At 41.2% G+C, this 22,696-nt stretch carries 18 protein-coding genes; 8 read left to right on the top strand and 10 right to left on the bottom strand.

Annotated elements, in window-relative coordinates:
- Positions 1-118: 118 nt before the first annotated feature.
- Together HDC92_RS22280 and HDC92_RS22275 are read left to right on the top strand one after the other, a co-directional pair.
- Positions 119-2,023, top strand: coding sequence for a hypothetical protein (locus HDC92_RS22280; RefSeq protein ID WP_183877160.1), 1,905 nt, complete (start codon positions 119-121; stop codon positions 2,021-2,023).
- 10 nt (positions 2,024-2,033) lie between these two features.
- Positions 2,034-3,641 carry a sulfatase gene (locus HDC92_RS22275; RefSeq protein ID WP_183877159.1) on the top strand — a complete coding sequence of 536 codons (1,608 nt, stop codon included), beginning with the start codon at positions 2,034-2,036 and terminating at the stop codon, positions 3,639-3,641.
- 75 nt (positions 3,642-3,716) lie between these two features.
- On the opposite strand, the gene HDC92_RS22270 is transcribed toward HDC92_RS22275, so the two are convergent.
- Together HDC92_RS22270 and HDC92_RS22265 are read right to left on the bottom strand one after the other, a co-directional pair.
- Positions 3,717-5,297, bottom strand: coding sequence for a SusD/RagB family nutrient-binding outer membrane lipoprotein (locus HDC92_RS22270; protein WP_183877158.1), 1,581 nt, complete (start codon positions 5,295-5,297; stop codon positions 3,717-3,719).
- Positions 5,298-5,319: 22 nt separating this feature from the next.
- Positions 5,320-8,388 carry a SusC/RagA family TonB-linked outer membrane protein gene (locus HDC92_RS22265; RefSeq protein WP_183877157.1) on the bottom strand — a complete coding sequence of 1,023 codons (3,069 nt, stop codon included), beginning with the start codon at positions 8,386-8,388 and terminating at the stop codon, positions 5,320-5,322.
- A 210-nt stretch (positions 8,389-8,598) separates the two neighbouring features.
- On the opposite strand from HDC92_RS22265, the gene HDC92_RS22260 reads away from it, so the two are divergent.
- The 3 genes from HDC92_RS22260 (at position 8,599) to HDC92_RS22250 (ending at position 10,559) form a co-directional block, all read left to right on the top strand.
- Positions 8,599-9,240 (top strand): hypothetical protein, encoded by a 642-nt coding sequence (locus HDC92_RS22260; protein ID WP_015809287.1) that lies wholly within the window; start codon positions 8,599-8,601, stop codon positions 9,238-9,240.
- 68 nt (positions 9,241-9,308) lie between these two features.
- A complete protein-coding gene (locus HDC92_RS22255) occupies positions 9,309-9,806 on the top strand; it encodes a phosphomannose isomerase (RefSeq protein ID WP_015809286.1) in 498 nt (165 codons plus the stop codon).
- A gap of 18 nt (positions 9,807-9,824) precedes the next feature.
- Entirely contained in the window at positions 9,825-10,559 is a 735-nt protein-coding gene (locus tag HDC92_RS22250; RefSeq protein WP_015809285.1) for an acyl-CoA desaturase, read from the top strand.
- A gap of 66 nt (positions 10,560-10,625) precedes the next feature.
- On the opposite strand, the gene HDC92_RS22245 is transcribed toward HDC92_RS22250, so the two are convergent.
- Positions 10,626-11,048 carry an SH3 domain-containing protein gene (locus HDC92_RS22245; RefSeq protein WP_015809284.1) on the bottom strand — a complete coding sequence of 141 codons (423 nt, stop codon included), beginning with the start codon at positions 11,046-11,048 and terminating at the stop codon, positions 10,626-10,628.
- Positions 11,049-11,065: 17 nt separating this feature from the next.
- Positions 11,066-11,563 (bottom strand): BON domain-containing protein, encoded by a 498-nt coding sequence (locus HDC92_RS22240; RefSeq protein ID WP_015809283.1) that lies wholly within the window; start codon positions 11,561-11,563, stop codon positions 11,066-11,068.
- Positions 11,564-11,726: 163 nt separating this feature from the next.
- Here HDC92_RS22240 and HDC92_RS22235 point away from each other — a divergent pair, with 163 nt between their 5' ends.
- Complete coding sequence (locus HDC92_RS22235) at positions 11,727-12,587, top strand: flagellar motor protein MotB (protein ID WP_036674233.1); 861 nt, start codon at positions 11,727-11,729, stop codon at positions 12,585-12,587.
- A 53-nt stretch (positions 12,588-12,640) separates the two neighbouring features.
- On the opposite strand, the gene HDC92_RS22230 is transcribed toward HDC92_RS22235, so the two are convergent.
- From HDC92_RS22230 to HDC92_RS22210, 5 genes are all read right to left on the bottom strand, one after another.
- Complete coding sequence (locus HDC92_RS22230; RefSeq protein ID WP_183877156.1) at positions 12,641-13,846, bottom strand: MFS transporter; 1,206 nt, start codon at positions 13,844-13,846, stop codon at positions 12,641-12,643.
- Between the two features lie 75 nt (positions 13,847-13,921).
- On the bottom strand, positions 13,922-14,236 hold the full coding sequence (locus HDC92_RS22225) for a hypothetical protein (RefSeq protein WP_183877155.1): 315 nt from the start codon (positions 14,234-14,236) through the stop codon (positions 13,922-13,924).
- Positions 14,237-14,303: 67 nt separating this feature from the next.
- Positions 14,304-15,341, bottom strand: a complete 1,038-nt coding sequence (locus HDC92_RS22220) for a class I fructose-bisphosphate aldolase (protein WP_255484645.1) — start codon at positions 15,339-15,341, stop codon at positions 14,304-14,306.
- Between the two features lie 8 nt (positions 15,342-15,349).
- Complete coding sequence (locus tag HDC92_RS22215) at positions 15,350-15,964, bottom strand: HAD family hydrolase (protein WP_015809279.1); 615 nt, start codon at positions 15,962-15,964, stop codon at positions 15,350-15,352.
- Positions 15,965-16,018: 54 nt separating this feature from the next.
- Positions 16,019-17,332, bottom strand: a complete 1,314-nt coding sequence (locus HDC92_RS22210; protein ID WP_015809278.1) for a DEAD/DEAH box helicase — start codon at positions 17,330-17,332, stop codon at positions 16,019-16,021.
- A 240-nt stretch (positions 17,333-17,572) separates the two neighbouring features.
- On the opposite strand from HDC92_RS22210, the gene HDC92_RS22205 reads away from it, so the two are divergent.
- Together HDC92_RS22205 and HDC92_RS22200 are read left to right on the top strand one after the other, a co-directional pair.
- A complete protein-coding gene (locus HDC92_RS22205) occupies positions 17,573-19,474 on the top strand; it encodes a DNA topoisomerase IV subunit B (protein ID WP_015809277.1) in 1,902 nt (633 codons plus the stop codon).
- A 231-nt stretch (positions 19,475-19,705) separates the two neighbouring features.
- Positions 19,706-21,718 carry an ATP-binding protein gene (locus HDC92_RS22200; RefSeq protein WP_049772278.1) on the top strand — a complete coding sequence of 671 codons (2,013 nt, stop codon included), beginning with the start codon at positions 19,706-19,708 and terminating at the stop codon, positions 21,716-21,718.
- Here HDC92_RS22200 and HDC92_RS22195 read toward each other — a convergent pair whose 3' ends face one another.
- Positions 21,719-22,693 (bottom strand): YihY/virulence factor BrkB family protein, encoded by a 975-nt coding sequence (locus HDC92_RS22195; RefSeq protein WP_015809275.1) that lies wholly within the window; start codon positions 22,691-22,693, stop codon positions 21,719-21,721. It abuts the gene before it with no gap.
- Between the last annotated feature and the right edge of the window lie 3 nt (positions 22,694-22,696).

The raw sequence follows: 22,696 nt of genomic DNA, 5'->3' as shown, positions 1-22,696 counted from the left end.
AATTTATTGCATCAAATTCAAAAGTATTTGAACCAAAACTGAAACTCATTTAAGCAGGATTCTTATAAATTCGCTTTGATATGTCAAGATGTCAAGTGAATTTATAAAGTAATTGAATATGAGTTTGAGGATAAACAACAATGCAAAGATAATTTTTGTCATTTTATTTTTATTGATTACTTCAGGTAATTTACATGCGCAAAAGGACCCTTATCAAACTACATTACAGTCTTTATGTGATGTATTACTTACCACACAGATCAACGGACCAACTGATCCAAACTTTGGTGCCCTGGTTTGTCCCTCACTAAATCCGGAAAACCACCCCATACACTCGCGTGCAGCAGAGGCCGTATATCCTTTTGCAATTGCCTATAAGCTTACCAAGGAAGTCCGATATCGTGATGCAGCTATTAAATTGGGCAACTGGCTGATAAAAATCCAACAAACCGAAGGCAAAAATGCAGGGGGCTGGAGTGAAAGCTGGCCCGATCCGGAACAAAAAGGCTGGCATGGAACAACCACCGATCAATTGATCTCACTGGCTGGTGCATATGCTATTTTGAAACCCTGGCTTAGTGCTGCCGAAATTGAAAAATGGAACCAATCCATGAGTATGGCTGCTGATTATATTGTTGCAACCTTTCCCATTGGAAATATCAATTATAATCCCACTGGCGCTGCCACTTTATTGTACACCTACAAAGTTGCCAGTAAGCCCAAACAGCGCTGGTTGATAAAAGCCGATTCCTTAATACATACCAGCACCTTAGACCATGTTACCAGCGATAATTTTTTGAACGGCGAAGGAAAAGGCGTTGATGAAGGATATAACATTGCTCAAAGTATCGGATATATTGCGCTTTATGGTATTTTGAAAGAAGATGTGCGGATCAGGCAAATTGCCGCCAATTTACTTAAAACACATGCACTATTTGTATATCCCAATGGATCTATTGATAACTCGTGGGGTACACGATCGTTCAAATGGAATTATGAAAGCGGAACAAAAACTGCTCCTGGCGTATATTTCAGTTTCGCTTTGCTGGCCGATATGGACCCGGAATTTGGAGCTGCAGGATTAAAATGCCTGGACTATTTAAATACAAGGGCGATGCAGGATGGCTGGATTGGTTATGGTCCGCATGCCGCAGAACATGCCAGCAGTTCACCACCCTGCAATTATTCTACTTTTGCCAGAGCCCAGAGTATTGCATTGGCCATTGAATATGGGCCAAAAACAAAAATACAGGTTAAATCCCCCTCGTCCAGTCAAGACCACAACTGGTATAAATTTTTCCCGGACATGAAAGTAGCTGTTATCCGTACTGCTAAAATGATGGCTACGGTATCTGCTTATGGAGAAATAAGAAGGTACCCACGCGAATCTGTATGCCGGGGTGGCAGCATTACAAACCTGTGGTACGATGGATTTGGTACAAATGGTTTTATGCAATCTTCATCTTCTTCATCGTACCAGAGGATTGAAGAGTTACATATGCCTATTGAAAAGGACCTGTTGCCATTAACACCGAGGGTTGGGTTTACAAAGGACACCACTTACTACTCCAATATATTTGAGGCAGATGCCAGAATGAATGTATTGAAGGAATCTGATCATGTTAAAGTAGTAGCTGCTGGTTATATGCAAACGATTAAAGGCGTAAAATCTAATACCAGCTACAATTTAACACAAGGGTTTTATGAGGGGTATCTCACAAAAGAGTTTACAGTTACGGGAGAAAGTCAAAAATATAGCATTGTTGAGCCTATTGTAAAAGATAAAGGGACTACTTTTAAGCTGAAAAACGACAGTACCGTAGTGATAAAAACAGCTGCTTCAGATGCTGAATGGGAATTAAGCGTGATAAGCAGCACCATTCCCTATAAAATAACACTTGGCGCAAATGCAGACAAATACTGGTCTCCATTTCCAGGGGTAAATGCTTATCCGGTTGTGATCAGTTTCAACACGGTTTCAGCTGCACCTCAAACTTTAAAAATATTTCTTGGTAAAAAATAACAGCACAATTATGATTTTAAGAACTCAGACCATTCAGATCATCTCTTTTTTAGGGCTGGTTACCATGGGTTTTCAGGTACTTGCTCAAAAGCAGGAGAAGCCAAACGTATTGTTTATCGCTATTGATGACCTGAAGCCTATTTTAGGTTGTTATGGCGATCGGTTGATTAAAACACCCAATATAGACCGGTTGGCAAAAATGGGTACGGTTTTTAAAAGCAACTATTGCCAGCAGGCAGTTTGCGGTCCAACCAGAGCGAGTATCATGACCGGAATGCGCCCTGATATAACCAAAGTATGGGATTTGAAAACAAAGATGAGGGATATGAATCCTGATATTCTGACCATCCCGCAATACTTTGCCAGTCAGGGATACTCCACGCAGGCTATCGGTAAGATATATGATCCAAGATGTGTGGATGAGGATTTAGATAAACCAAGCTGGACCGTTCCACATTACAGAACAGATAAAAAATATTATGCTGCCTCTACCGGACAGCCTGTTTTAAATTATTATCAGGGAAAAGAGATTAAATCACTGGTTGAAAAACGCAGGGCTGAGGCTAAAGGAAAGATCATAACCGATCAGGAATTGTTGGCTACGATCAAACCATCGGTAGAATGTGTGGATGTACCCGATCAGGCATATATTGACGGAGCCAACATCCTGCAGGCAAAGGATATTTTAACAACACTCCAAAAGAAAAGCCAACCCTTCTTTTTTGCCGTAGGCTTTGCCAAACCTCATTTGCCCTTTAATGCACCGAAGAAATACTGGGACCTGTATCAGCGGGAGGATATGCCGGTTGCAGCGTTTCAGGAAAAATCTAAAAATGCAGTGGATGTAGCTTACCACAATTCGGGGGAACTCAGGGCTTATTCAGATATTCCGGATTTATTATCTTTTACTGATCAGAAAAGCTATGGGCTGACTTTACCCATAGCTAAACAAAAAGAACTGATACATGGATACTATGCAGCGGTTTCTTATGTAGATGCACAGGTAGGCATCTTATTAAATGCCCTGGACTCACTGGGTTTAAGTAAAAACACGGTCATTGTACTTTGGGGCGACCACGGATGGCATTTAGGCGATCATAACCTTTGGTGCAAACATTCCGATTTTGAACAGGCCACCCGTAGCCCTTTGATCTTTTCGGCTCCAGGTATTAAATCCTCCGCCACTACTTCCCTTTCAGAATTTGTAGATGTTTTTCCTACGCTTTGCAATTTAGCCGGTATTCCGGTGCCCCAGCATTTAGAGGGTACCAGTCTGGTTCCATTGATGCGAAATCCTGCCTCTTCGATAAAGGAATTTGCGATCAGCCAGTATCCCCGAAGTTCAAATGCTGTGGAAACACAACGAATGACAGACGCTTCAGCTAAGGTTATGGGTTATTCACTTCGCACAAAAAGATATCGTTACACGATATGGATGGAGAATTTCAGGAGTAACCAGGCATTTAAGGCTACCGCTGTTGTTGGTGATGAATTGTATGATTATCAGAAGGACCCGCTTGAAAAAATAAATGTAGTGAAGGATAGAAATTATGCACTGATCGCCAAAAGTTTAAAGGATAAAATGATCAGGTATTTTCATAGTAAAGAAAAGCCGTAAAAGCTATAAAGCGAAAAAGAGCCTGATCATAATTATGATCAGGCTCTTTTTATTATAGATGTACTGGTCTGAATGTTAAGGATTCCACCATAACCTGGTCGTCACTTTATCTGGGCCACCTAGCTTACTAAGTCCCGATGCCAAGCCACCGGCATTGGCAGAGGCTTCGATAGGAGGATAGGTGAGCCTTTTAACACTGCCCGGGTCATTAGCCGGTGCATCTGTATTGTCAGAGTTTAAGCGGGGATATAATCTGGGGAAACCTGTTCTTCTTACTTCTGCCCAGGCCTCTAGTCCATATGGATAAAGTGCCAGCCATTTTTGAGTACCAATCTGTTCCCGTTGTACTGCTTCAGTGCTGCCAAAAGCAACCGGACTGCCCGCCATTGCAGGTGTATTGTAAATGTCGCCCAGGGCTGCTGGTGTGCTTGTGCCGGATTTGTAAGTATTAATGATCGTAGGATCTGTTACGCCCCATTGTGCCATGGAAGCATCAATGCCTTGCTGATAATAGCTTTGTGCTGTACCTGTTCCTGCAGTCCAGTTGTTCAGCTTAGCTTCGGCTAATAAAAATAAGGTTTCTGATGCGGTAAAAATTGTATATGGCGTTACACCACGGTTAGCGAAACCAAATGAAGAATTGATATTGCTATTGTTGGCAACGTTGTTTTGTGCAATACCGATCTGCACTTGCGACAATCCATTTCTGATACCTTTGTAAGCCCCTGTGCTGGTTGGGTCAAAAAACTTTTGCAAACGGGGGTCGTTATAGCCTTTTAATACACTTTCCATGGCAGCACTCATACGGAACTCGCTAAAATTTGAAATGGAAGCCGTAAGATGTGGAGTGGTTAAGCTCGTCTTCATCAGCGCATTATCTGCGTTGGTAATGATCATCCCGCCAGCAGCGGCAATAGCAGCTTCTGCCTGTTGACGGGCCAGATCAGGTGCTTTTTTAGATACCCGCATAGCTGCCCGCAGCCAAAGTGAATTACAGAATTTAGTCCATTTCTTTACGTCACCACCATAAATCAGATCACCTTTTTCGAAATATCTGGTAGTACCGCTATAGGCAGATAAAGTAGCATTGGCTTCTTTCAGCAATCTAAAGAAATCTTTATAAATGTCTTCCTGGCTATCGTACAATACTTCGGTGCTGCCGTTACCTGCCTGAGTGTAAGGGATGGCACCCCAGTTATCTGTTACAGGCATAAACATAAACACTTTCCATACTTTGGCAATCGCGTATTTTATGGGGTCCTGAAGTGCGCCTCCATCCTTGGTTTGTTCCATTACCACACTGAGCTGGGCATTGGCATTGCTATAAAAATGCGTCCATCCATCATTAAGCCAGTTACCTACCATCACGTTTCTGTCCGATTCGGCAGATTGTGAAGTATTGGAGAAATATTGGGCCTGTGCATCCGAATAGCGGTTTGCAAACCGCTGGAAAGGAGTGGCACCGGCATTGGTGGTGTTGGGGCCAAATGTGCCCCGGTATTGCGCCGCCGAGAATATGTATTCAAGGGTTGCATTGTCGATGGTTGAAATTTTGGTGCCATCTGTGTTTAACTCCTCGAAATTTTTGGTGCAGGAGCTTAAAGTTCCTGTAATCATTAAAAAACATAATATATGTTTGATGTTGAATGTTTTCATTTTATATAGTTTAATAAGACGGTTAAAAAGTAAGATTTAGCGATACACCGAATGAGCGTGTAGTTGGCGGAGAAAAAGCTTCGATACCTACAGTGGCATTTCCACTTCCAATTACCTGCTCAGGATCAAAACCATCGGCACGGTTCAGCAAAAAGAACAGGTTACGCCCTGTTACCGAAATACTTGCCGACTGGAAAGGTTTGCCATTTAAAAGTTTGCCACTCAGGTTATAGCCCAATACAAACTCTCTTAAACGGATGTTAGATGCATCGTAGGTGAAAACCTCGCCGGCAGGTGTGTTTCTTCCTCCCACTTTTTTCCAGTACTGCTCTGCAGTAATCTGTTTGTTATTTTTGCTACCATCCGCAAATATACCATCAAATATAAAGCCATCGCGGTTTTCAGCGGTTTTTGCGGCTACACCATCTGCATAGATATTGGCATTGGTAAATGAGGATACCACACCACCCATACGGGCACTGATGACAAAGCTGGTGAAAAAGTTTTTGTACGAAAACCTGTTGATCACGCTACCCATCCAATCGGGGCGGGTATTACCTACATATACGTCCTGGGCGCCGCTAATTACAGGAAGACCATTTGCATCTACAATAATTTGCCCATTTGCATTGCGCACATAGCCACGGCTATACAATTCGCCAAAAGGTTTGCCTTTAACTATTTTAACTGTGTTCATGAAATCGCCCCCGGTGGTCAGTAAAAACTCATTCAGGGTAGGAGATATCTCTAATACTTTATTGTTGTTTTTAGCGTAGTTAACAGCTATGTCCCATTTAAAATCTTTGGATTTTACTGGTGTACCATTTAAGGTAAGCTCTATACCATCGTTTTTAATGTTACCGGCATTGATGTATTGGCCGGCCCAGCCAGAACCCGCTGGTAGTGTTATGGCCAGCAATTGATTTTTAGAGTTGCTGTTGTACCAGGTGAAATCCAGTCCCAAACGGTTGTTTAAAAATTTGGTTTCTAAACCAAATTCCTGTGCCGTAGTTAATTCGGGTTTTAGTCCAGGTATTGGTTTGTTGGCATCCCGGCCAATGGTAACACTGTTACCACCCTGAAATGAAGTGTAGGTTTGGCTCAGGTTATAAGGGTCAGCATCGTTACCTGTTTGGGCAAAAGAGCCCCGTAATTTCACAAAGCTGATAAGGTCAGGCAGTTTGAACATTTCAGAAATAAGGGCACTAAGACCTACCGATGGGAAAAAGTAACTGTTGTTTTCTTTTGGCAGAGTTGATGACCAATCGTTTCTGCCTGTAGCAGTTAAGGTTAAATAATTTTTATAGCTCAGATCGGCTGTTGCATAAAGTGCCTGTTTTTCTTTCTGATAAATACTTCTGGTTGGGGTTGAACCATTGGTGTTGCCTACTGTAAATAAATTTTCAATGATCAGACTATTGTTTCTGATCCCTGTAGTTACAATGTTGTTTTTTTGGATATTGCCACCAAAATTGGCACTTAAAGTAAAATCAGGCGAGAGGGTCTTGTTGTAAGAGAATAGAAAATCGTGGTTGATCTCTCTTACATCTCTTGTGCTCAACTGGTAATTGCCTGATGGTGCAATAATATAGGTGTCGTTATACCATTTAAATTCTCCATTATCTGTATATCTGTCTATACCAGAACGCAGCATCACGCTTAACGATGGTAAAATTTTATAGGTTAAAGCCGCAAAGCCGGTTAATCTGTTCCTTTCCTCATCAGCAAGGTTGCGGTTTTTTGCCCAATATGGATTGGCGGCAGCTGTAGCACCCGGGTTCCAGTAGTTTTGGCGCAAAAAGCCTGAACCAGTAACATAATCATAGTTCAACAGATCTTCCGGGGCTATATTAATTGGTACGCGGTAAATACTAAAGTTGGGGTTGTCGCTACTGCCACCAACAGCTGGGCGGTTTGCGATATCATGGTTCAGATAGGTCGCTTTGATATCCGCAGTAAACCGTTCCCCAAGTTTTCCGCTGGCCCTTAAGTTAAAATTATGCCGCTTCAATTTGTTGTTGTCTACAATACCTGTTGCATCGGTATTGGTATAAGAGAAATAAACCTGTGCCTGCTCTGTGCCGGCATTTAAAGCAATGCTGTTTACCAGGTTGGTTCCATTGGTATAAAAATCTCTATAATTATTTGGGTGAGCAACATAGGCATTAGTTTTTCCGGCATCGGCGGGGTCTTTACTCCAGGTTGGTACCATTCTCCCGTCAAGTTTTGGTCCCCAGCTTTGTTCGCCCGACGAACTGAAAATTCCTGAAGCACCCTGACCGTATTCGGTTTGGAATTTCTGTAAAAAAACAGGTTTTTCTATTTGCAGGCCACCTGTATAGCTGATGCCTACGCCTTTACGTTGTTTGCCTTTTTTTGTGGTAATGATAATTGCCCCGTTAGAAGCCCTGCTTCCGTATAAGGCCGTAGCTGAAGCACCTTTTAAAACGTTGATGGATTCGATATCATCTGGATTGATGCTTGATGCGCCATCTCCTGCATCTCTGCCGTCATTAACCCGGGTTGCCTGGGCACCGGAATTGTCAATAGGTACACCATCTACCACCATCAGCGCCTGGTTATTGCCACTGATAGAACGGTCGCCACGTAAAGTTATTCTTGATGAGCCGCCTAAACCTGATGAGGAGCGGACCACATCAAGCCCTGCTACCTTTCCTGAAAGGGAGTTCACTACGTTCAATTCCCTCGCTTTGGTGAGTTCCTCGGTACTTACCGTTTGGGTAGAGTATACCAGGGTTTTCTTTTCTTTAGTAATACCTAATGCAGTAACTACTACTTCATTCAATGCTTTGCTATCGCTGATCAATACAACATGTAAAGTGCTGCCATTCACTTGTTTTTCTTGTTGTATATAACCGATATAAGAAAATACCAGTGTTGCGGTGGAGGGCGCGTTAATAGAAAATTTACCTTTTGGATCAGTTGTCGTAACGGTTTTGGTGTTTTTTACGGTTACTGTAACACCCGGTAATGGCAGCTGCATCTCGTCTGCAACGGTGCCTTTAACCTGGGCCAGCGCAATTGCAGAAATACAGCAAAGTCCAAATAGTAAGGATAGTTTTCTTTTCATAACTTAAATAGTTTGGTTAGAGAAACAAACCTATTCATCGCCATGCGTTTAAAGTTTAGGTTTTGGTTTTTTTGATTTAAGTTTTGGGCACTTAAATTATATTTTAGCAAGTCTCGGAACTTCTGTGGCGTGAAAAAACATCTGGCTGATTATAGACTGCCATTGGGCAGAAAGTAGGATTTTACTGTTTCTTGTGGTATTGTTTTGAAAATGTCACAGGATGTATTTAACTTCAATCCAATTATTAACAGAAAGAAGAATTTGGAAGACACGATAAAAGGTTTGGTACCTCATGTATTGAGTTTCATTGTGAGTGAATATTGCAAGTATGGTTTTTTACTGGCTTATGAAAAGGATTTATCTGATTTGAAAGGCTTGATTGAACCGGATTCTATTGCAGCTGAAGATTTTGAATTGCTGGAGGCTGTAGACGATGAGGTTGTGCAGCTGCTGCTGAATTCGATAGATAAGGTGATCAACTGCTCTAAAACTTTTTTCATGATCAATAACCTGGATGAGTTTGAGGTGATGGAGAATGAAGAATACAATCAACTGGCCTCTGATAATTATTACATTTATATTATTGACTGGGAAAACAAGGATTATAATGATGTATTGATTAATTTAAATGCAGTTTATTTTACGATAGCCAGGTTGCTATACCATACTGCAAGTCAGTTAAGGCTTAAAGAAATTGAACTTCCTGATGAATTTTATGATGATGAGTTTCTGGACAAATATTCGGATTTGCTGGACCATAAGGTGATTGCAAATGATAAGAATGTGGCTTTACTATATGACCTGATTGCAGATCTGAATGCCGACCTGCTGGATATTGACCGTTTATCTTAATTTTTTTCAATTGTATTCATGAATGCTTAAGCATTTTATCTAAGTTTGAGGATTATAAATACCAAAAAATGTCAGATCAGAAAAAAGAAATATTCGACAGTGTAGCACAGCGTTTAAAAATTGAGGGTTTTAATGTGGTTAACCGCGATGAGACTCGTCCCTGGGGTGGTTTTTTTGTAATCGATGAAGAACAGGCACAACAGTTTGCCAATGTATATTTTGACAAGCTAAATGTTGACGATTTAAAAATTTCAGGTAAACTGAGCCCTAAAATATTAATTGTTGCCCCAAATACCAGGCTTTCGTGGCAGTACCATCACCGTCGTGCAGAAATCTGGAGGGTGGTGAACGGAACTGTAGGGGTAAGTACCAGCGATACAGATGAGCAGGGCCCCGTGCAGCAACTTGCACCAGGACAAACCATTAAATTAAAACAAGGAGAACGTCATCGTTTAATTGGGTTGGACGATTGGGGTATCGTTTCGGAAATATGGCAGCATACTGACCCTGAAAACCCCTCGGACGAAAATGATATTGTAAGGGTTCAGGATGATTTTGGCAGGTAATATTCGTTAATATCCTATATGATAATTTTATTATTTTTTCTCTTACACTGGTTTCTTTCCCTCTTTTCCCAAACCTTTTTTCTGCATCGGTATGCTTCGCATAAGATGTTTAAAATGAATACTTTTTGGGAGAAGTTTTTTTATATCATCACTTTTTTATCACAGGGCTCTTCTTTTTTGAATCCACGTGCTTATGCCATTCTACACCGGATGCATCACGCGTTCAGTGATACAGAAAAAGACCCTCACTCCCCTCATTTTGTAAAAGATGTTTGGGGAATGATGATTCAGACCAAGAACATTTACCTCAATTATTCGAAGTACAATGTGGAGCCTGAAGAACAGTTCAGGGATAAATATCCATCCTGGCCATTGATTGATAAGATAGGTGATTCCTGGATTACAAGGATCATTTTTATCAGTTTTTATATATGGTTCTATGTTGTTTTTGCTACTTCATGGTGGATGTTTTTACTGCTTCCTATCCATTTCTTAATGGGCCCGATACATGGTGCTATTGTAAACTGGTGCGGACATAAATATGGTTATTCCAATCATGACAATGATGATCATAGTAAAAATTCACTGCCATTTGACTTTTTGATGCTTGGAGAGTTGTTTCAGAACAATCACCATAAAAAACCAAACAGCCCTAATTTTGCTTCACGCTGGTTTGAATTTGACCCTACTTATCCTGTTATGAAACTGATGCACTGGATGCGGATCATAAAAATCAGAAAAACAGACCATTAGATTTTAACATAAAAAAGCAGTGCAATTTTTGAAAGCACTGCTTTTTTATGTTAATTCCGGGACTTGCTATCCCAATGGAGTTAAATACTGTGTATAGGAATAGCCTTCTTCGCCCTGGTCGGTTTTAATTTGCCACCATTGGTCGTTAGCCTTACTTACAAGTGTTACAACTTCATTTCTGGCTGCCTTCCCAACAATATCATCGTTTGTACTTGGTCCTTTGCGGATGTTTAAATTAGAGCTGTTGGTGGTTACCTTTAATTTGCTGCCTTCTGTTACCCCGGCAACGCTGTTGATGTTCATAACCAGGTCGCCAGATGCATAATTTGGATCCAGGCGTTCATAAGTATCCCATAGCTGTTGTTTTACAGTACCGCTGGTTGCTCCATCAATATAGAGTACCCCATCCTGTTCACGTACATTTAAGTTGCTGACACCGGCAGTTGTGGCGGTGTCTATCAGTTCTTTATATTTATCTTGTAAAGCCATTTTTTGTTCCTCCTCAATTATTTGATAACCAGTTGGGTATTGTCTACTTTTTTAGGTTTTAAGGCCTGCAGTGCCATCATAAGTTTCTGGAGACTGGCTTTCTGGATTTCTCCTTTTAGGGTAATTACACCTGCTGATACCGTTGCGTTAACAGTTGGGAAATCTTTGGTTGCATCTTTAACAGCTGCAGTAAGTGGATCGTCCATGGCAATCGCTACAGGAGCTGCAGGTCTTACAGTAAGATTGTTTACCACTGATTTTACGCCCATAATGGTGGCCGCAGTCTTGCCAAGATCTTCTTTTGCGGCCTCATTTGTCACTTCTCCGCTAAGCGTAGCCACGCCATTATCAACGGCCACTGTAGTACCTGAAGCATCTGGTTTTGCCTGTATTGCAGTTTCAATAGCGGCCTTAACATCTGCATCTTTTGGTTTGCTTTTGCAGCTGGTAAAGGCTGTACCCGCAATGGCGATTACCATTACGGCCATCATTAATTTGTTCATTAAGTTTTTCATAGATATGTATTTATTATTAGATAATCTATAACAGGATATCAAAAAGGGATAACAGTTAAGGTTAAAAAATGTTTAGGAAAGAGAGGGAAATGTTTTATAGATAGTGGCCTGGAATTTGCTGATGTTAAGCTGCTTTCATTATTGTTTATTAAATAAATAAAATATGAAATTTTCAATGTTAACAACTGCATTGGCCCTGGCCATTTTATTTCAGGGCTGTGTAAGTAATAAAAAATACAGCGAGCTGCAATCAAAATATGATGAGCTGCAGCAGCGAAGCCGGGAGCTGAACCAAAAATATCAGGGCAGTCAGCAGGATCTTTCCGGATCTTCATCGCGGGTTAAGAGCCTTGAAGAACAGATTGCTGCCGAACAGAAAAATGCAGCAGCTCTGCAGGCGGCGTTAAATAAGTGCTTAACCTCATCAAACCAGGGGAATGTAAACATTTCAAAATTGGTGGATGAGATCAATTCTTCCAATAAATACATCCAGCACCTGGTAAATACCAAGAACAAAAGCGACTCGCTGAATATGGTACTGACCAATAACCTTACCCGTTCTTTAAGCCGGGAGGAGTTGAGGGATGTAGACGTTCAGGTGCTAAAGGGTGTGGTATATATCTCACTTTCCGACAATATGCTTTACAAATCGGGTAGTTACGAGATTTTACCTAAAGCAGGGGAAACCTTAAGTAAAATTGCCAAGATTATTAAAGATTACCGAGATTACGATGTGCTGATAGAGGGTAATACAGATAATGTACCCATCTCTATGGTAAATATCCGTAACAACTGGGATTTAAGTGCGTTAAGGGCATCTTCTGTTGTGCAGGCGCTGCAAAATACTTATGGAGTTGATCCGAAACGGTTAACCGCGGGTGGAAGGGGGGAATACAATCCGCTGGCAGCCAATGATACAGAGGCTGGTAAGGCAAAGAACAGGCGTACCCAGATTATCATTACGCCAAAACTTGACCAGTTTATGGATTTGATAGGAAAAGCTCCGGATACAGCTAAAGAATAACAAATAAAAGGCTCGCAATCAGGCGAGCCTTTTATTTTATACCTGTCGGACAGTTAGACTGTTTTAAGGCGTTTATAAAAATAAGCAGTCAGCAACATCAAGGTAGACAATCCAATCCACAAAGTGTTGTAACCATACTGCTCTGCAATGTAAAAACCTGCGGTAGGACCAACTACCTGGGCTACAGACCAGCTTAACATGTAGCCTGCAGCATATAACCCCCTGTTAAACTCATTTGCTCTGCTCATTACAAATGTATTTACAAATGGGAGTGTAAACATTTCGCCCAGTGTAAATAAAATAAGGCATAATGCACCCAGAAATACCGGATTGCCAAAAGGCAGCATCAGCAGCAGGAACGAAGCAGCGATAAGTAAAACACCAATAACGATAAAGAACATGGGCGATTTTTTATGCTCAATTTTCTGGATCATTACCATTTCAAATAGCGCAATGATTACACCATTAAGACCAAGGATTAATCCGATCATAAATTCATCGATTTTCCAGATTTCTTTAAAAAATACAGGAACAACACGGAAAACCAGGAAGAAACCTAAAATAAAAACGGTGGTAAGAAGAATGAATTTAACGAAAACAGTATCCTGCCATGGTTTTCTGACCACAACACCTTTTACTTTTTCTTTTATGGTTTTGCTGTAGTTTCGGATTCTGGGCAAGAAAAAGAGGATACACAGGCCGGCAAAAATACTAACTGCCCCATCTATATAAAATAGGAGTCTGTAGTTATAAGAAGCAATCATACCACCCATACTAACCCCAAAAGCCCAGCCTATATTGGTTGCCAGACGGTTTAATGAATAGGAACGGGTTTCGAGCCCTTTTTTTGCATAAGCTGCGATAGCAGCAAAATTAGCAGGCCGAAAGGCCTCTGAAAAAAAGCTGATGACCAAAGCCAGTACACATAGTGTTTGAAAATGGATAACACTGGCAAAAAATAAAAAGAAAATCCCACTTACTATGGCCGCAATAATTTGTACAGGTCTGAACCCAATGACGTCTGTAAGCTTGCCGCCAACGGCCGAGCCCAATATAGAGCCAATACCAAAAAGCGTAATGATCAATCCTGCATCTGAAGGCAGGCGGTGCAGCGACTGCGTCACATACAGCCCCATAAATGGAACGGCCATATAACCGCTACGGTTAATAAGCATCACTATGCTTAGGATCCAGGTTTCCCTGCTTAAACCTGAAAATGATTCTTTATAATGGCCAGCAATTTGTTTGGGCAGCGACATACATTCAAATAATAAGTATTTTGGAGCCTCAAAGATAGTAAAAGAACAAAGGTGAGTTTATATCTAAACAAGCTACTATGGCTTCAATAACCCTTTCCGTTTCCCAGCCCAGATTTTGTTGGTAGCAAACCCGGCGCTTTTTACAGCAGCATTAAGGTTAGTAATGATTTTGTTTTTTTCCCCGGTTATGAAATTTTCGGCATACAGTTGTTGCCAATCTGAATTGTATTGGTAATATTTAGTGCCACAGGTGGGTAAAATTGACAGGTTGCTTAAGTTTGCGTCTGCAGCTAACTGTGACAATACCTGCTTTTCAAATTGTGTCCAGGCACCACCAGATATAATTGCCACCCTGGCTACACGGAGCAGTGAGCCTAAAAGTTTAGCCATTTCCGGTTCCAGCGCAGCTTTACTTTCGGCTAAAGTGCCATCAAGATCAAATATAATGATTGTTTCATTATGGCTCCCGTTTATTGGTTTCCATAGACGGACTATATTCAGCTCTTCGTGCCGCACTATTACAGGCCGCACGATGTGCCAGCATTTGCTGGGCCGCTGCTACATTTTCTGCTTTACCGCTCCATTTTTCTAAAGCAGGTTGTTGAATCGCCCTTGAAAAAGAAAAGGTTAAAGGCCAAGGTATTACCGTGCCGAACTTTTGGTGCATCATATTTAAACGGGCTGAAGCGAGAGTTGCCGACTGCCCGCCCGACAGGAATGCAATACCAGCAACTGCGGCCGGAACTACCTGTAAAAAACAAGAAATTGTTTCAGCAGCAATGTCTTCAATATGACTTTGATCCTGGCAACTGAGTCCTGGTAAAACCATATTGGGTTTTAAGATCATTCCTTCCAGCTGCACCCTTTGTTCGTACAGTTCGTTAAAAACTTCTTTTAAGACAGTACGTGTAACTTCGGCACATTGATGGAGTGTATGGTCTCCATCCATCAGTACTTCAGGCTCTACAACAGGTACAATTCCGGCTTCCTGACAAAGCGCGGCATACCTTGCCAGGGTAACCGCATTTATTCTGATCGCTGTATTGGTTGGCGTATCACGACCAATGTTAATGACTGCACGGAATTTAGCAAAACGCAGACCTAGTTTATAGTAGGTGGCCAAACGGTTTCGCATACCGTCAAGGCCTTCGGTAACCTGCTCAGCAGGAAAGCCAGGTAAGGCAACAGCGCCCTGATCTACTTTTATTCCGGTAATAATTCCTTTATGGTCCAGAATCTCCAGAAATGGAGTGCCAGTTTCTGTCTTTTGATAAAGCGTTTCCTCAAATAGAATAGCGCCGCTAATGCTTTCTTCCAAATGGGGGGTAGTTACAATCAACTCCCGGTATTGCCGGCGATATTCCTCTGTTTCTGGAATTCCCAGAGCTTTAAACCGCTTATTGCAGGTACCTAAACTCTCGTCCATAGCCAATAAACCTTTATCATTGGCCATAAGCCTTTGTGCTGTATGCTTAAGTTCTTGTAAATTCATCATCACCGTCATTACTGAGATTTAACTGCTTCCAATATCTTCTTTGTACTTAAAAAATCCTGGTGATGGATGGCCCTGATTCCCAGTTTTTGGGCAGCCTGGGCCAACATGATCCTGTCGTCGAAATAGATACACTCATCAGGATTTACCTGTGCTATACCCATAGCCAATTTAAAAATCCCGGGGTCAGGTTTCCGCATCCCCACTTCACATGAAGATACAAAAGCGTCAAAACAATCGTGCAGGCCAAACTTTTGAATGCGGTGATTGTTGAGTTCCCTACCCTCATTATTGATAGAGATGATCCGGAAGCCACAGCTTCGCTTCCAGTCTTTAAGCCATTGCAGGAAGCCAGGTAATTCTTCAGATTGTGCAAACATGAATGACTTGAAGTCTTCTTTACTGAAGCTCCTGGGGTGATTAAAGACCACTGTATCCAGATAATCATCGAGCGTGATTTTACCGATCTCATAAATATTGAAAATGAAATCGTGCAGCACGTCCATTTCTTCATAATTGAGATCAAATAGCCTGGCCGCTTCTTGTCGGGACTGGTGGCCCCAGCCATTATTGAGCAATACACCGCCAACATCAAAAAAGAGCACCTTTATTTTAGTGGTTCCCATATAATTATTTTGATTATAACAATTATATGGGTGCTTAGTTTGATGGCTTTTTATTTATTTCTTCCACCAACGGCGGTTCCCACTTCCACCAGGTGTTTTTTTTGCACCACTTAAATTGGGTTCATGTTCTTTCTTTTCCGGTCGGGAAGTTCTTTCAGATCGCTGGCCTCTTGAAGGTTTGGTTTTGCCCTTTGTTTTTGCTGCAGCGGCACCCGAAAGCAGGCTTTGCCAGCTCATAGCAAAAGGATGGTCTTCTGTTACCGGAAGTTTGAGGCCTATCAGTTTTTCTATATCATCTAAAAATTCTTTCTCTTCTGCATCACAGAACGATAGGGCAGTGCCACTTAAGCCTGCACGGCCGGTGCGTCCGATACGGTGTACATAAGTTTCGGGAATGTTTGGCAATTCGTAATTGATCACATGGCTAAGTTCATCCACATCAATACCACGCGCAGCAATGTCTGTAGCCACAAGAATACGTGTTGTTTTAGCTTTGAAATTTGTCAATGCCCGTTGTCGTGCATTCTGCGATTTGTTGCCATGTATGGCTTCTGCTTTTACTCCTACTTTGATCAGGTCTTTCACAATACGATCTGCACCATGTTTTGTACGGGCAAATACCAAGGCTGTTTCAATGGTTTTGTCCTGTAAAATGTGCATCAGCAGGCCCTTTTTGTCACCTTTCTCTACATAAAAGATCTCCTGCCGGATTTTTTCTGCAGTGGAAGACACGGGGGTAACTTCTACTTTAACCGGGTTGGTAAGAATGGTATCGGCCAGACCCTGTATTTCCTTTGGCATGGTGGCCGAGAAGAATAAGGTTTGCCTTTTAGCCGGTAGTTTGGCAATCACTTTCTTTACGTCGTGTATAAAACCCATATCGAGCATCCTGTCGGCTTCATCCAACACAAAAATTTCAATATCACGTAAGTTGATAAAGCCTTGGTTCATTAGGTCCAATAAACGGCCAGGGGTAGCAACCAGGATGTCTACACCTCTGTGCAGGGCATCGGTTTGTGCTTTTTGTCCTACCCCGCCAAATATCACGAGATGCCTGATCGGAAGGTTTTTGCCATAAGCTTTAAAACTTTCTTCAATTTGTATAGCCAGCTCGCGGGTTGGTGTTAGTACCAGGGCTTTAATAACCTTATGGATCTTGGTGTTGGTGTGTGGTTTACTTAACAGTTGCAGCATAGGGATGGCAAAAGCAGCAGTTTTTCCTGTTCCTGTTTGTGCACAGCCTAATAAATCTCTGTTTTGTAGTATAGATGGAATGGCTTGTTCTTGTATGGGGGTAGGTTGTGTATAACCTTCTGTTTGCAGCGCGTTTAAAATGGGCTCAATCAGGTTTAATTCTTTGAATAACAATGTATTTGTATTTTAATGTATATGATATGGCAACAAAAGAATATTGTTCCGCTACAAAGGTACACATTAATTCGGGCTTTTGCTTATGGGCCACTTTTATCGGAAATTATCATGGTCATATGGCTTCATAAACCATTAAAAAGAAATATATCACCAATGAAAAAAATGTGTATTTGTTGAAAATTGTAGTTGCTTGACCCGCATATTACGTTAAATTTGTAATTCTACACATTTCGCATCATGGCAGAACCGAATTATAATGAAGATAGTATACGCTCTCTTGACTGGAAAGAACACATCAGGTTACGCCCCGGTATGTATATTGGAAAGCTGGGCGATGGCTCGGCCCAGGATGATGGGATCTATGTGTTACTTAAAGAGATTGTAGACAACTCTATTGACGAGTTTGTGATGGGCTCTGGCCGTACCATTGAGATCACGGTTTCCGACCAGAAAGTAAATGTAAGGGATTATGGCCGTGGCATTCCATTGGGGAAGGTAATTGATTGCGTATCTAAAATTAATACCGGTGGTAAATATGACAGCAAGGCTTTCCAAAAATCTGTAGGACTGAATGGGGTGGGTACTAAAGCCGTAAATGCCTTATCTACCAATTTTGTGGTACAGTCTTACCGCGACAATAAAACAAAGAAAGTTGAGTTCTCCAAGGGTGAAATTGTACTCGATAATGCCATCATAGATACCACCCAGCGTAATGGCACCGCTATTACTTTTTACCCTGATGAAACCATTTTCAGAAACTACCATTATATCCCTGATTTTGTAGAAAGCATGATCTGGAATTATGTATTCCTGAATGCGGGCCTGACCATCAACTTTAACGGACAAAAATATTTTTCAGAAAGAGGACTGTATGACCTGCTGCATAAACATGCAGATGTAGAAAGTGTGCGTTATCCGATCATTCACCTGGTAGGGAGTGATATTGAGATTGCTATGACACATGGACAGCAATATGGTGAAGACTATCATTCTTTTGTGAATGGCCAGCATACCACCCAGGGTGGTACACATCAGGCCGCCTTCAGGGAGGCTGTGGTAAAAACGATCCGGGAGTTTTATAAAAAGGAATATGATGCTTCCGATATCAGGTCTTCTATCATTGCAGCGATATCAGTGCGTGTACAGGAACCCGTTTTTGAATCTCAGACCAAAACAAAGCTGGGTTCTCAAAATATGGGGCCAGATGGGCCATCTGTAAGGACATTCATCAATGATTTTGTGAAAAAGGAATTGGATGATTATTTACACAAACATTCCGATGTTGCGGATGCCCTGTTAAAAAGGATTTTGCAATCGGAACGTGAGCGTAAAGATATTGCCGGAATTAAGAAACTAGCCAACGACCGGGCCAAAAAAGCATCGTTACATAACAAGAAACTGAGGGATTGTAAAATTCATTTTAACAGTACACATGATAAAAGGTACGAGACTACTTTATTTATTACCGAGGGTGACTCCGCATCGGGATCCATTACCAAATCGAGGGACGTTGACTGCCAGGCCGTTTTCAGTTTAAAAGGAAAACCCCTGAACTGTTATGAACTGACTAAAAAGGTAGTGTACGAAAATGAAGAGTTTAACCTTTTGCAACATGCTTTAAATATTGAAGATGGACTGGATGGCCTGCACTACAATAACATTGTAATTGCGACTGATGCGGATGTGGATGGAATGCACATCAGGTTGTTGATGATGACATTCTTCCTGCAGTTCTTCCCCGATCTGGTCCGTGCCGGGCATGTATATATTCTTCAAACCCCCTTATTCAGGGTACGGAATAAAAAAGAAACGATTTATTGCTATAGCGATGATGAGCGTAAAAAGGCCATTGAAAAGTTGGGCAACAAACCTGAGATCACAAGGTTTAAAGGTTTGGGAGAAATTTCTCCTGATGAGTTTGGATTGTTTATCGGTAAGGACATCAGGCTTGATCCGGTAATTCTTAAGGATCAGACCATTAAAAACCTGTTGGAATATTACATGGGTAAAAACACACCCGACAGGCAGCAGCATATCATCAGAAACCTGCGGATAGAAAAAGATGAAGTGAGCGAAGATGAGATAAAAGCAGAACCAGTAGTTGATGATGAGGCAGAAAATAACCTGGATGTGGCTTAATATTTAGGCAGTTATAGGCGATTTATAAAATTTTTGATTTATACTTGTATTCTGATCGAATCCCTCTTGATAGAATAATTTAATAAGCTCTTCAGTTTTTTACTGTAGTCAATTAAAAGTTTTATGCCGCTCAACGTCACGAAAAGATCACCTATACGGTATTATTTAGTTGTATTTTTAATACTTGTACTCTTCCTTTTTGCATTTTTTTTGTACCTCAGGTATGAAAAAATGAATGCCCTGAAGCGCAATGTCACTGAGCTGATAAAATTGCATGAGGACTATTCAAAAATAGACAGCTGTATTTATATCCTTTACCAGGCGGAAAACAATTCACGTTTGTATGCGGTGACGGCCGACAGGGACTACATCAAGAAATTCTCTTTACAGATACAGAAAGTATCGACTTATTTGAGCGAGCTGAATATCAATGTGGAAGACAATGTGCTGACACCTGATATTAAAAGGCTGGTAAAACAGAAAAAGCAAAAGACAGAGAGCTATTTAAAGCTTAGAAAACTTACCGACAGTTTGGTGATCGGCTTTTCGAAGCTTGGTTTGGTGGAAAGGGAGGTAGCTGATAAGATTGATTTGCCCAAAGCAAAGCGGGAGGTTAAAACAGTAACCAGTTTTGATACCATTAAACATCAGCCTGTATCCGGAAAAAAATTTTTTGGCCGGCTTGCCGATGCTTTTTCGGGTAAAAGCAAGGATACCTCACTTACTATTATTAAAACAGAAAAAAATGTAGTTTTAAATCAGGACGTAAGGAGCTTTAATAAGCAGCAGCTTAAAAAGATAGAAGCTTATTACAAACGGTTGTATGCCAATGCAAACAAGCTGCGAAGTGATGAGAAGGCGATTTTATTGCTCAATAATAAACTGGTGATCGAAATCATTTCTATTTTACAGACTTTTAAGAATGACGAAATCAGGTACATTGTTGAAGGGAGAGCGCTGTTGGGTGATGAGCTATTGGCAGATATTAAAACCCTGGATAGCATTACGATCATTAATGTATTGCTGCTGATCAGCCTGTTCGTCATTATCCTTTACAATATTATTAAACTGTATAAAAATGAAAGAGTACTGATTGGTCTGGGCAAAAGGGCTGCCCAGGATTCCCATTCTAAAAGCCGTTTTCTGGCTAATATGAGCCATGAAATACGTACGCCGCTAAATTCGGTGGTGGGTTTTTCTGAACAGCTGAGTCAGGGTATACTCAGTCCGGAACAAAAAGATCAGGTAGATGCCATCCGCAATTCATCAGAAATGCTTTTGTCGCTGGTTAATGAAATCCTTGATTTCTCTAAATATGAAGTAGGAAAAATAAACCTGGAAAATGTTCCGTTCCTTCCTGAAGATGAGATTATGGAGGTTTTTAACAGTATGAACGTACTGGCCATCAATAAAAACCTGTTGTTGGAAAATAAGGTTTCGCTCGAGAAAGGTATTTGTTTAGCAGGCGACCGCCTGCGTTTGAAACAACTGATAATGAATTTGTTAACAAATGCAATCAAATTTACTGCCAGTGGTAAGGTAACTTTAAAAGTTAACCTTGCCGTTCATGGAAAGAAACACGCATTGTTAAAAGTCCAGGTTGAAGATACGGGGATTGGCATAGCGCCTGAAGACCAGGAGTTTATATTTGATGAATTTGCCCAGGTATACTCTTCTACCAAGTCCAGACAACAGGGAACAGGTTTGGGCCTGGCCATTTGCAAGAAGATTGTAGAATTGCAGGGCGGAAAAATTAGTGTGAACAGTGTAATGGGAAAAGGTTCTGTGTTCAGCTTCGAAATCCCTTACGAGATCACTAAATTAAATGAGGAGAAAAAGGTAAAAGAAGAAGAGCCGGTTACCCAGCATAAACTGACAGGAAAACGTATTTTACTGGTGGATGATAATAAAATGAATGTTTTGCTTGCTCAAACTGTATTAAAGAAATGGGAAATGCAATACGACTGTGCATATGATGGTAAGGAAGCGCTGGAATTGTATAAGAAGAACAACTACGACCTGATCCTGACAGATATTCAGATGCCGGTAATGGGAGGGGTGGAACTTACACATGAAATCAGGTATAATGGAGATTTTGCAAAATCAACAATACCTATTCTGGGGATCACAGCCCATGTTTTACAGGAAGACAGGGATGTGTATTTAAAGGCAGGTATGAATGATCTGGTACTGAAACCTTTTCTGGAACAGGAACTGATTGATAAGATTACGCGGTACGTATAGTTATATTTTAGTGTCTTCAGGATGCTGCGCCGGCAATACATCTACTTTTTTCTCAACAACCACTATTTTAGTATGTACGGCATATTTGCTTGGCATAATGCCTTTGCCATATTTTTCTGCATAAGCCTGGGTAAATTCGGCACCAAAATAAAGGATGATCGCAGTATAATAGATCCACAATAAAATCACAATGATAGAACCCGCCGCCCCGAATGCGGATCCGGGGTTGCCCACTTCAATGTAAATTCCAATCAGGTATTTCCCTAAGCTGAACAGTATAGCTGTAAACAGCGCACCAATGATGGCTGGTTTCCATTTGATGATTACATCAGGCAAGACCTTAAAAATGATAGCAAAAATAGTGGTCACCACAAGAAGGGTAAGCACATTGGTTACCACCAGCATCATAAGTTCCGATACCTGCTCTATTTGTATGTAGGAGGCTATTTTATGGCCTAGTCCAACTACTATGCTATTAACGACCAGTGAAACCAATAGTAAGAAACCCAGTGATGCGATTAATGAGAAAGAAAGTAACCTGTTGATCAGTAGTTTTTTCCAGCCTTCTTTTGGTACGGCTTTTACTTTCCAGATCAGATTGATGCTGTCCTGGATTTCAACAAATATAGCAGAAGCACCAATAACAAGTGTAGTGATTCCTATGATCAGTCCAAAGGTACTTTTTCCGGAATAGTTGGCATTGTTTACAAAGCTGCGCAGCTGATTTGCTGCATCGGCACCAACCAGTTCGCTGATCTCGCCAAATAATTTGGTGTTAGGATCCATATTGTCACCCAGAAACAGGCTTGTAGCCGAGATGATGATAATGATCAGAGGTGTTAATGAGAATATGGTGTAGTAGGCCAAAGCTGCGCTCAGCTTCATTACCCGGTCGTCAATGAATCCTTTACCTGCGGCAATGAACAAGTGTGCTACGGCTTTAAAGAAATGGATTATTTTTTTTATAAATTTCATAGT

The sequence above is a fragment of the Pedobacter sp. AK017 genome (genome assembly GCF_014200825.1).
Lineage (GTDB): Bacteria > Bacteroidota > Bacteroidia > Sphingobacteriales > Sphingobacteriaceae > Pedobacter > Pedobacter heparinus.
This window is presented reverse-complemented; position numbering and strand designations above follow the sequence as displayed.

Coding starts and splice junctions, on each gene's coding strand:
- HDC92_RS22280 (WP_183877160.1), top strand. CDS start 119: ATGAGTTTGAGGATAAACAACAATGCAAAGATAATTTTTGTCATTTTA.
- HDC92_RS22275 (WP_183877159.1), top strand. CDS start 2,034: ATGATTTTAAGAACTCAGACCATTCAGATCATCTCTTTTTTAGGGCTG.
- HDC92_RS22270 (WP_183877158.1), bottom strand. CDS start 5,297: ATGAAAACATTCAACATCAAACATATATTATGTTTTTTAATGATTACA.
- HDC92_RS22265 (WP_183877157.1), bottom strand. CDS start 8,388: ATGAAAAGAAAACTATCCTTACTATTTGGACTTTGCTGTATTTCTGCA.
- HDC92_RS22260 (WP_015809287.1), top strand. CDS start 8,599: ATGTCACAGGATGTATTTAACTTCAATCCAATTATTAACAGAAAGAAG.
- HDC92_RS22255 (WP_015809286.1), top strand. CDS start 9,309: ATGTCAGATCAGAAAAAAGAAATATTCGACAGTGTAGCACAGCGTTTA.
- HDC92_RS22250 (WP_015809285.1), top strand. CDS start 9,825: ATGATAATTTTATTATTTTTTCTCTTACACTGGTTTCTTTCCCTCTTT.
- HDC92_RS22245 (WP_015809284.1), bottom strand. CDS start 11,048: ATGGCTTTACAAGATAAATATAAAGAACTGATAGACACCGCCACAACT.
- HDC92_RS22240 (WP_015809283.1), bottom strand. CDS start 11,563: ATGAAAAACTTAATGAACAAATTAATGATGGCCGTAATGGTAATCGCC.
- HDC92_RS22235 (WP_036674233.1), top strand. CDS start 11,727: ATGAAATTTTCAATGTTAACAACTGCATTGGCCCTGGCCATTTTATTT.
- HDC92_RS22230 (WP_183877156.1), bottom strand. CDS start 13,846: ATGTCGCTGCCCAAACAAATTGCTGGCCATTATAAAGAATCATTTTCA.
- HDC92_RS22225 (WP_183877155.1), bottom strand. CDS start 14,236: ATGGCTAAACTTTTAGGCTCACTGCTCCGTGTAGCCAGGGTGGCAATT.
- HDC92_RS22220 (WP_255484645.1), bottom strand. CDS start 15,341: ATGATGAATTTACAAGAACTTAAGCATACAGCACAAAGGCTTATGGCC.
- HDC92_RS22215 (WP_015809279.1), bottom strand. CDS start 15,964: ATGGGAACCACTAAAATAAAGGTGCTCTTTTTTGATGTTGGCGGTGTA.
- HDC92_RS22205 (WP_015809277.1), top strand. CDS start 17,573: ATGGCAGAACCGAATTATAATGAAGATAGTATACGCTCTCTTGACTGG.
- HDC92_RS22200 (WP_049772278.1), top strand. CDS start 19,706: ATGAATGCCCTGAAGCGCAATGTCACTGAGCTGATAAAATTGCATGAG.
- HDC92_RS22195 (WP_015809275.1), bottom strand. CDS start 22,693: ATGAAATTTATAAAAAAAATAATCCATTTCTTTAAAGCCGTAGCACAC.